Source organism: Kitasatospora sp. NPDC003701 (assembly GCF_053587085.1).
In genome coordinates this window covers 243094-251897 of record NZ_JBSFNM010000008.1, presented here as the reverse complement: position 1 = coordinate 251897, position 8804 = coordinate 243094, and the positions used below count along the sequence as shown (strand labels likewise).

General features: G+C 73.1%; 8 protein-coding genes. 5 read left to right on the top strand and 3 right to left on the bottom strand.

Features of this window, described 5'->3' with window-relative positions; all coding sequences use genetic code 11:
- The 3 genes from ACWDRR_RS10995 to ACWDRR_RS10985 form a co-directional block, all read left to right on the top strand.
- Nucleotides 1-210, top strand: a 210-nt coding sequence (locus ACWDRR_RS10995) for a PhoH family protein (protein WP_449771865.1), incomplete at its 5' end; no start/stop codon positions are given.
- 449 nt (nt 211-659) lie between these two features.
- Nucleotides 660-1400, top strand: a complete 741-nt coding sequence (locus ACWDRR_RS10990; protein ID WP_449771864.1) for an aggregation-promoting factor C-terminal-like domain-containing protein — start codon at nt 660-662, stop codon at nt 1398-1400.
- 488 nt (nt 1401-1888) lie between these two features.
- Nucleotides 1889-3352, top strand: coding sequence for an AI-2E family transporter (locus ACWDRR_RS10985; RefSeq protein ID WP_449771863.1), 1464 nt, complete (start codon nt 1889-1891; stop codon nt 3350-3352).
- A 93-nt stretch (nt 3353-3445) separates the two neighbouring features.
- Here ACWDRR_RS10985 and ACWDRR_RS10980 read toward each other — a convergent pair whose 3' ends face one another.
- Nucleotides 3446-3988 (bottom strand): alkyl hydroperoxide reductase, encoded by a 543-nt coding sequence (locus ACWDRR_RS10980; RefSeq protein ID WP_449771862.1) that lies wholly within the window; start codon nt 3986-3988, stop codon nt 3446-3448.
- 5 nt (nt 3989-3993) lie between these two features.
- The gene (locus tag ACWDRR_RS10975) at nt 3994-4545 is read right to left on the bottom strand and encodes a peroxiredoxin (RefSeq protein ID WP_360640214.1); all 552 of its coding nucleotides are present in this window, start codon (nt 4543-4545) and stop codon (nt 3994-3996) included.
- Nucleotides 4546-4733: 188 nt separating this feature from the next.
- On the opposite strand from ACWDRR_RS10975, the gene ACWDRR_RS10970 reads away from it, so the two are divergent.
- Nucleotides 4734-5684 carry a LysR substrate-binding domain-containing protein gene (locus ACWDRR_RS10970; protein WP_449771861.1) on the top strand — a complete coding sequence of 317 codons (951 nt, stop codon included), beginning with the start codon at nt 4734-4736 and terminating at the stop codon, nt 5682-5684.
- Between the two features lie 54 nt (nt 5685-5738).
- On the opposite strand, the gene ACWDRR_RS10965 is transcribed toward ACWDRR_RS10970, so the two are convergent.
- Entirely contained in the window at nt 5739-6365 is a 627-nt protein-coding gene (locus ACWDRR_RS10965) for a TetR/AcrR family transcriptional regulator (protein ID WP_449771860.1), read from the bottom strand.
- 155 nt (nt 6366-6520) lie between these two features.
- Here ACWDRR_RS10965 and ACWDRR_RS10960 point away from each other — a divergent pair, with 155 nt between their 5' ends.
- A complete protein-coding gene (locus ACWDRR_RS10960) occupies nt 6521-8773 on the top strand; it encodes an MMPL family transporter (RefSeq protein ID WP_449771859.1) in 2253 nt (750 codons plus the stop codon).
- Nucleotides 8774-8804: the final 31 nt, after the last annotated feature.

Sequence of the window (8804 nt, the reverse complement as noted above, 5' to 3'; positions counted from 1 at the left end):
CTCTCCCGGATCGGCCAGGGCTCGCGGGTGGTGCTGACCCACGACGTCGCGCAGCGGGACAACCTGCGGGTCGGCCGCTACGACGGCGTGGTCGCGGTGGTGGAGAAGCTGAAGGGGCATCCGCTGTTCGCCCACATCACCCTCACCCGCTCCGAGCGCTCCCCGATCGCCGCGCTGGTCACGGAGATGCTGGAGGACATCAACCCGTGATCCGCCAGCAATAGGGGCATAGTCGGACAATACGGTCAACTCCGGGCGTGGGGCCCGCTCCTGACGGGGCGGGCCCCCGTCCCTTTCATCACATCGAGTGCTTTCTGTCCGGAGAACTCCGGTGCGGTGAATGTGAGATGCGCCACGCAACGGGGAATTGCGTCGACAGTGCCCGGTGCGGCATGGTGAGGGTTCTGTCAGGCCCCGCGTACGGCATGACAGGGCCCCCGGGAGACCGTGGGCCCGGTCCGGACGGTCCGCCAACTCCGGTAGGTGGACGCACAATTGAACACCGAAGAGCCGTACGCCGCCCGATCGCAACGCCCGGTCGCCCACCGCTTCCGGACGTCGGGTCAGTACCTCCCGTGACCAGCACCGTACGGAGGGCAGCGCCAAGGGGCATGTTGCGCCCGTACGGTCACGCATGGGCGATGCTGGAAGGAAACCATGTGACTCGGATCTCGGTCCGGGGAGTCGCTGTGGCCTCCGCCACCGCCGTCACCGCTGTCGGTGCCGTCGTGGGTATGGCCTCGGGCAGCGAGGGCAAGACGACGCAGACGGTCGATGTCGCCGGCGCGACCCTGCTTGCCGAAGTCCCCTCTGGCGCCCAGGCGCAGACCATCAGCGACAACATCGGCACGCAGGCCTCCGCCCAGCAGGCCGCCGCCGACGCGGCCGCCAAGGCCGCCGCGGAGCAGAAGGCCGCCGAAGAGGCTGCGCGCCAGCAGGCCGCCGCCGACGCGCAGGCCAAGGCGGACGCGCAGGCCAAGGCCGACGCGGAGAAGGCCGCCAAGGCGGCCGAGGAGAAGCGGAAGGCCGACGAGGCCGCCGCCAACCGCTCCAAGGCGCGTTCCGCGATGGCCGCCACCGACACGTCGGCCCCGCCGGTCTCGGTCAGCCCCGGCTCGGTCCAGGAGCTCGCCCAGTCGATCGTCGGCAGTGACGCGCAGTTCCAGTGCTTCAGCCAGATCGTGAAGCGCGAGAGCGGCTGGGACTACACCGCGACCAACAAGAGCTCCGGCGCGTACGGCCTGGTCCAGGCGCTGCCCGGCTCCAAGATGGCCTCGGCCGGCGCCGACTGGCGCACCAACCCGGCCACCCAGATCAAGTGGGGCCTGAACTACATGAACAGCCGCTACGGCAGCCCCTGTGGCGCCTGGTCGTTCTGGCAGTCGCACCACTGGTACTAGGAACCACCGGTACCGCGAGCCGCGTTGCACCACACCACGGCCCCCGATCGCTCCCCTGCGGTCGGGGGCCGTGGTGTGCGGCGGGGCTGCCCCGCCGCCGTGGTCGTGCAGTAGGCGGGCCGCCCCGCCCGGGCTGCGCTGACCAGTGCGCTCGCGGGCGGTGCGGGCCCGGGTGCGGACGCGGGGCGCGGGGAGGGGTCCTGGTTGCTCCCCGCACCGGCCGGTCCGCCGACAGATGGCTCCGGTTCTCGTTCGGATTCCTCCCCGCTGCCTGATGCCTGAAACCACCCGGTCCGGGACGGTTTGTCCGGATACGGACCGACCGGGCGGGGCGGCCGTCGCGTCGCGCGCCGCCGTCGATCGCCGCCAACCGACCCGCCCGCCGGACTCGGGCCGGGTCGGGCGGGTAGTTTCATCCCTGACGGCCGTGGCGGGACCCACGGCGTACCGCCGGCACGGCGGACCAGCGGGGAGCGGCGGTAGCGAGAATGGCGCGGGGCGGGAAGGCCTTCAAGGCCGTGGCCAAGGGCATGGCCGTGGTGGCCAGCGCGGCCGCCGTGATCGAGCGGCGCCGGCGGGCCGCGATCGCGGCCGAGTACCACGAGCACCCGGTCGCGGCGCTGCCGATGCCGGACCGGGCGCCGGCCCCGGTCGCGGTCACGGCGGCGGCCCCGGTGCCGGCGCCGCGCGAGGAGGCCGCCGCGCCGGCCCGCACCCCGGCTCCGCCGCCGGTGCCCACCCACGGCGCCTTCGGGCGCGAACTCCACCCCGGACGGCCCGCCACCCCGGCCGAGGCGGTGCCCTGGGGTCTGCGGGTGGCCGCCGAGTCGACCTGGCGGCTGCTGCTGCTCGGTGCCGCGCTCTACGTCGTCTTCATGGTCGTCGACATGCTGCGGCTGGTGGCCTTCGCGGTGCTGGCCTCGCTGCTGATCTCCGCGCTGCTGGAGCCCACGGTCTCCTGGCTGCGCCGGCACGGCGTCCCGCGCTCACTGGCCGCCGGCGGGGTGTTCATGAGCGGCCTGGCCGGGATCGGACTGGTCGGCTGGTTCGTGGTCTGGCAGGTCACCACCAACCTGTCCGACGTGACCAGCAAGGTCCAGGACGGTGTCGCCACCCTGCGGGACTGGCTGATCACCGGCCCGCTGCACCTGACCGAGCAGCAGATCAAGGACTTCGCCGACCAGATCACCAAGGCGATCAGCACCAACACCGATCAGCTCACCTCGGTCGGCCTCACCGGCGCGCAGATCGCCGTCGAGGTGCTGACCGCCGTCCTGCTCGCCTTCTTCACCACCTTCTTCCTGCTCTACGACGGTGAGCGGATCTGGGGCTGGGCGCTGCGCGGTCTGCCCCGGCACTCCCGCTACGCGATGGCCGGCGCCGGGCCGAAGGCCTGGGCGACCCTCACCGCGTACGTCCGCGGCACGGTCTGCGTGGCGTTCATCGACGCGGTCTGCATCGGCATCGGCATCCAGCTGCTCGGTGTGCCGATGGCGCTGCCGCTCGCGGTGATCATCTTCCTGGGGGCCTTCGTCCCGCTGGTCGGCGCGCTGGTCACCGGGACGGTCGCGGTGCTGATCGCGCTCGTCACCACCTCCCCGTGGACCGCGCTGATGGTGCTGGTGGTGCTGATCGCCGTCCAGCAGCTGGAGGGGCACATCCTCCAGCCGCTGATCCTCGGCCGGGCCGTCCGCGTGCACCCGCTGGGCGTGGTGCTCGGCGTGGCCGCCGGCTCCATCATCGGCGGCATCGGTGGTGCCATCGTCGCCGTCCCGCTGATCGCGGTCACCAACACCGTGGTCGGCCACCTGCGCCGCCGCAACGAGGCGGGGCAGGCCGTCTTCACCGCGCTGGAGGCCGCCCGCGAGGCGGCCGTCGCCCGGACGGCGTCCGCCGCGGCCGCCGGCGCCGCGGCGCCGGGTGCTGCGAGCGCGCCGGCCGCGGCCGAGTAGCGGCGCCGGACGCACGCGGGCCGGGGCGCCGGAACGCACGCGGGCCCCCGTCGGACGGAAGTCCGGCGGGGGCCCGCGTGGTGTGGCGTGGGGTCAGGCGGTCACGGTGGCCAGGGCGGCCTCGGAGTCGAGGACACCGGCCACGGCCTGCAGCACGGCGGCGATCTTCACGGAGGCCTGGATGACCTCGCGCGCGACACCGGCCTTGCTCAGGACGCCCTCGTGGGAGTCGAGGCACTGGCCGCAGCCGTTGATGGCGGAGACCGCGAAGCACCAGAGCTCGAAGTCGATCTTCTCGACGCCCGGAGTGCCGATGATGTTCATCCGCAGACCGGCCCGCATGCTGCTGTACTCCTTGTCGGAGAGCAGGTGCGTGGTCCGGTAGTAGACGTTGTTCATCCCCATGATCGCGGCCGCGCCCTTGGCGGCGTTGTACGCCTCCGGGGAGAGGTTGGCCTTGGCCTCGGGCTCCAGCTCGCGCAGCACCGCGGGGCTGCGGGTGGCCATCGCGCAGGAGAGCACGGTGCCCCAGAGCTGCTGGGCGGGGAGGTCGGAGTTGCCGATGACCGCGCTCAGGTTGAGCTTGAGGTCCTTGGCGTAGTCCGGGAGGGCGGACTTCAGGTCGTCGAGAGCCATGTCGGTCAGCCCGCCAGCAGGGCCTGGGCGTCGAGGGTGTCCTCGCCCTTGGTCCAGTTGCACGGGCACAGCTCGTCGGTCTGCAGGGCGTCCAGCACCCGCAGGACCTCCTTGGGGTTACGGCCGACGGAGCCGGCGGTCACCATGACGAACTGGATCTCGTTGTTCGGGTCGACGATGAAGACCGCGCGCTGGGCGGTGCCGTCCGCGCCCTCGACGCCGCAGGCACGCATCAGGTCGTGCTTGACGTCGGCCAGCATCGGGAAGGGCAGGTCGCGCAGGTCCTTGTGGTCCTTGCGCCAGGCGTGGTGCACGAACTCGGAGTCGCCGGAGACGCCGAGGATCTGGGCGTCGCGGTCCGCGAACTCCTCGTTCAGCTTGCCGAACGCGGCGATCTCGGTCGGGCAGACGAAGGTGAAGTCCATCGGCCAGAAGAAGACGATCTTCCACTTGCCCTCGTAGGACTTGTGGTTGATCTCGGCGAAGGCGTTCGCGGCGTCCAGGTCGACGCAGGCGTTGAGTTCGAACTCGGGGAACTTGTCACCGATCGTGAGCACGTTCGCTTCTCCTGAAGTGAGAGGGGGGTTTGTCCGGATTGCGGAACGGCTTCCACGATTCCACATCGTGGACTGATCAGGGAAATAGCTACACTCGATGTGTCTGATCGGAGAGAGTTATCAATACCCCCACGCCCCCCTCCCGCCCCAAGCCCCGCAAGGGCGCCGCGCGCAAACCCGAAGCCGCTGTGGGAAGCGCCACACCCCGCGGCCCGCGCACGCCCACGGTCGCGCAGCTCAAGGCCTTCGTGGCGGTGGCCGAGCACCGGCACTTCCGGGAGGCGGCGGCCGCCACCGGGACGAGCCAGCCGGCCCTGTCCGGAGCGGTCGCGGCGCTGGAGGAGTCACTGGGCGCGCAGCTGGTCGAGCGTACGACACGCAAAGTGATCGTCACCCCGCTGGGGGAGCGCGTGCTCGAACACTCGCGCCGGGTGCTCGCCTCGCTGCAGTCGCTGACCGAGGAGGTCGAGGCCGCCCGCCGCCCGTTCACCGGGCCGCTGCACCTCGGTGTCATCCCGACCGTCGCGCCCTACCTGCTGCCCACCGTGCTGCGGCTGGTCCGGAGCCGCTACCCGGACCTGGAGCTGCACGTCCACGAGGAGCGCACGCCCTCGCTGCTGGAGGGGCTGGCCGCCGGCCGGCTGGACGTCCTGCTGCTCGCGCTCCCGGCCGGCGGGGCCTCGCCCACCCGGGACATCCCGCTGTTCGACGAGGACTTCGTGCTGGTCACCCCGCCCGGGCACGCGCTCGCCGGGCGGATCGACGTCTCGCGCGACGTGCTGCTCGACCTGGAGGTGCTGCTGCTGGAGGAGGGCCACTGCCTGCGGGACCAGGCCCTGGACATCTGCCGCGAGGTCGGCGCCGACCTCGGCGGCTCCACCACCAGGGCGGCCGGACTCTCCACCCTGGTCCAGCTGGTGGCCGGCGGCCTCGGCGTCACCCTGCTGCCCGCCACCGCGCTGGACGTCGAGGCGGGCCGCACCGACCGGCTGGCCGCCGTCCGCTTCGCCGCCCCCGCGCCCGGGCGCCGGATCGGGCTCGCCACCCGGCCGGGCTCGGCCCGCAGCGCCGAGTACGACCGCTTCGCGGCCTCGCTGCGCGAGGTGCTGGCGGAGCTGCCGGTCCGGATCGTCGAGTAGCCGGACCGGGCGCGGGGCGGCCCCGCGCCCGCTCGGGCGCCGGACGGCCCCGGGTCAGCCGATCCGCGCCGCCGAGCCCAGACAGAGCCCGATCGTGGTGGCGACCAGCAGGTCCAGTGCCCGCAGCGCCTCGGCGTCCGGTTGTTCGCCGGAGCGGCGCAGTACCAGGTAGCGGTCGGTCAGCCCGTCGAAGCCGGTCAGGAAGTGCGTGGCGATGTCGCGCGGGGGCAGCGCCAGCTCCAGCCCGTGGGTGTCGGCGAGCGCCTGGAGCATCTGCGAGGCGGTGCCCTCGATCTCGTGCTGCAGCCCGCGCATGATGTCCTGCAGGTCGGGGTCGCGCAGCGCCAGCGCCGCGAACTCGTCCAGCAGGACGCAGCGCCCCTCCTCGCCGGTGGCGCCGGCCCAGAGCGCGTGCACCATGGCCCGGATCTGCTCGCCGAAGGGCCCGTCGCCCGGTGCGGCGTCGCGCACCTGGCCGACGAAGTCGGCCGTCAGCTGCTCGACCACGGCGCGGTAGAGGTCCTTCTTGGTGCCGAAGGTGTAGTGCACCGTCGCCTGTGCCACGCCCAGCTCGGCCGCGATCGCCCGGGTGCTGCCGGCGGCGACGCCCTCGCGGGTCATCAGGTCGATGGCGGCCCGGACCAGTTGCGGGCGCCTTTCGGAGGCGGGGACATGTGCCATTGGGCCAGGGTAGCGCCACGGTCAAATAACTCGGTCGGATGAATCTGTCGGTCGATTATGTCGGTCAACTTTGTCAGGTGACAAAGTTGGTCGTACGGTGGAGTCCGACCTGTTCGGGCACCCGCCTGCCGACCGACGTGATCGAGGGTTCACTCATGGCCACGTACCTGTACCGCCTGGGCCGCTTCTGCTTCCGTCGAAGGCGCGCCGTGCTCGCCGTCTGGATCGCCGTGCTGATCGCGGTCGGCGGCGCCGCCGGGGCCTTCGCGGGCAAGACCAGCGACGAGTTCAAGGTGCCCGGCACCGAGGCGCAGACCACCCTGGACCGGATCAAGGGCACCTTCCCGGAGCAGGGCCACGGCGCGGCGCAGGTGGTCTTCACCGCCCCGGCGCCCGGTGGCATCGCCACGCCGGAGGCGACCGGGGCCGTCACCGGGGCGGTCGGCCGGATCGCCGCCGTCCCCGGTGTCGCGGCCGTGCCCGACCCGTACGTCACCGGCGCGATCTCCCCGGACGGCAGGGTCGCGCTGGCCCTGGTCTCCTTCGACCGCCCGCTCGCGGACGTCACCGATCAGCAGCGCGACGCGGTCCGGGCGGCCGCCGGTCCGGCCGACGCCGCCGGGCTGACGGTCGCCTTCGGCGGCGACGCGTACAACCGGATGGCGCAGGTCGAGGGCGGTGAGGTGATCGGCCTGATGGTGGCCGGGGTGGTCCTGGTGATCACCCTGGGCTCGCTGGTCGCCGCCGGGCTGCCGCTGCTGACCGCGCTGCTCGGCGTGGGCGTGGCGATGGCCGCGCTGCTGGCCCTCTCCGGTTCGTTCGAGATCATCACCACCGCGCCGGTGCTGGCCCTGATGGTCGGCCTCGCGGTCGGCATCGACTACGCCCTGTTCATCCTCTCCCGGCACCGCCGGCACCTCGCCGAGGGCCTGGAGCCGGAGGAGGCGGCCGCCCGGGCCAACGCCACGGCCGGCAGCGCGGTGGTCTTCGCGGGTCTGACCGTGGTGGTCGCGCTCGCCGGGCTCGCCGTCGCGGGCGTGCCGTTCCTGACCGTGATGGGCCTGTCCGCCTCCGGCGCCGTGGTGGTGGCGGTGCTCGTCGCGATCACCCTGCTGCCCGCGCTGCTCGGCTTCGCCGGCCGCGCCATCGACCGGCTGCCGGTCTGGCGGCGGGCGCTGAAGGCCCCCGACCGGACGACCCTGGGCGAACGCTGGGCGACGTTCGTGGTGCGCCGCCCGCTCGCCGTGCTGTTCGCCGGGCTGGCCGCGCTGGCCGCCCTCGCGGTACCGGCCGCGAGCCTCAGCCTCGGCCTGCCGGGCGGCGGCTCCCAGGCCGCCGGCACCGACGCCCGCACCGCGTACGACCGGATCGGCGAGAGCTTCGGTCCCGGGTTCAACGCACCGCTGGTGGTCGTCGTCGACGCCGAGGGCGCGCCGCAGCCGGAGCGGGCCGTGCAGGGCGTGGCCGAGCGGCTGGGCACCCTCGCCGGGGTGCGGACGCTGTTGCCGCCGACCGTCGACGGCCCGAGCGGTACGGCCCTGCTGACCGTCATCCCGACCACCGGCCCGGACCACGCCGACACCAGGAAGCTGGTCGAGGAGATCCGCGACCAGCGCGCGGGGCTGCAGGCCTCGACCGGCGCGCGGATCGACGTCACCGGCACCACGGCCGCCAACATCGACGTCTCCGCCAAGCTCGGTGACGCACTGCCGCCCTTCGTGGCGGTGATCGGCGGCATCGCGCTGGTGCTGCTGGCGCTGGCCTTCCGCTCGGTCCTGGTGCCGCTGAAGGCGGTGGCCGGCTTCCTGTTGAGCATCACGGCCTCGCTCGGCGCGGTGGTCGCCGTCTACCAGTGGGGCTGGCTGGACGGGCTGATCGACGTGCCGAAGGTGGGCCCGGTGGTGAGCTTCGTGCCGATCCTGCTGATCGCGGTGCTGTTCGGGCTGGCGATGGACTACGAGCTGTTCCTGGTCTCCGGGATGAAGGAGCACCATGTCCACGGCATGGCGCCGCGGGACGCGGTGGTCGCCGGGGTGAAGAACGGCGCGCGGGTGGTCACGGCGGCCGCGCTGATCATGGCCGCGGTCTTCGGCAGCTTCGTCTTCGGCCACGACCCGATCGTCCAGCCGATCGGCTTCGCGCTGGCGGTGGGCGTGCTGGTGGACGCCTTCGTGGTGCGGATGGCCCTGGTGCCGGCCGCGATGGCGCTGTTCGGCAAGGCGGCCTGGTGGTTCCCGAAGCGCCTGGAGAAGGTGGTGCCGCGGGTCGACATGGAGGGCGAGCAGCTGATGGCCCGGCTGGCGGCGGAGCGGTCCGGGGCCGAGGGCGCGGACGGGGCACGGCCGGCCGGCGCGGCGGCCCCGACGGCGGAGGGTGCCGAGCCGGCGAAGGAGTCGGAGCGGGTCTGACGCGGTCCGCCGTGGGGCGCCCGGCCCCCGG

Excerpts from the sequence above, each read along its gene's own strand:
- ACWDRR_RS10985 (WP_449771863.1), top strand. The coding sequence starts at position 1,889 with ATGGCGCGGGGCGGGAAGGCCTTCAAGGCCGTGGCCAAGGGCATGGCC.
- ACWDRR_RS10980 (WP_449771862.1), bottom strand. The coding sequence starts at position 3,988 with ATGGCTCTCGACGACCTGAAGTCCGCCCTCCCGGACTACGCCAAGGAC.
- ACWDRR_RS10965 (WP_449771860.1), bottom strand. The coding sequence starts at position 6,365 with ATGGCACATGTCCCCGCCTCCGAAAGGCGCCCGCAACTGGTCCGGGCC.
- ACWDRR_RS10960 (WP_449771859.1), top strand. The coding sequence starts at position 6,521 with ATGGCCACGTACCTGTACCGCCTGGGCCGCTTCTGCTTCCGTCGAAGG.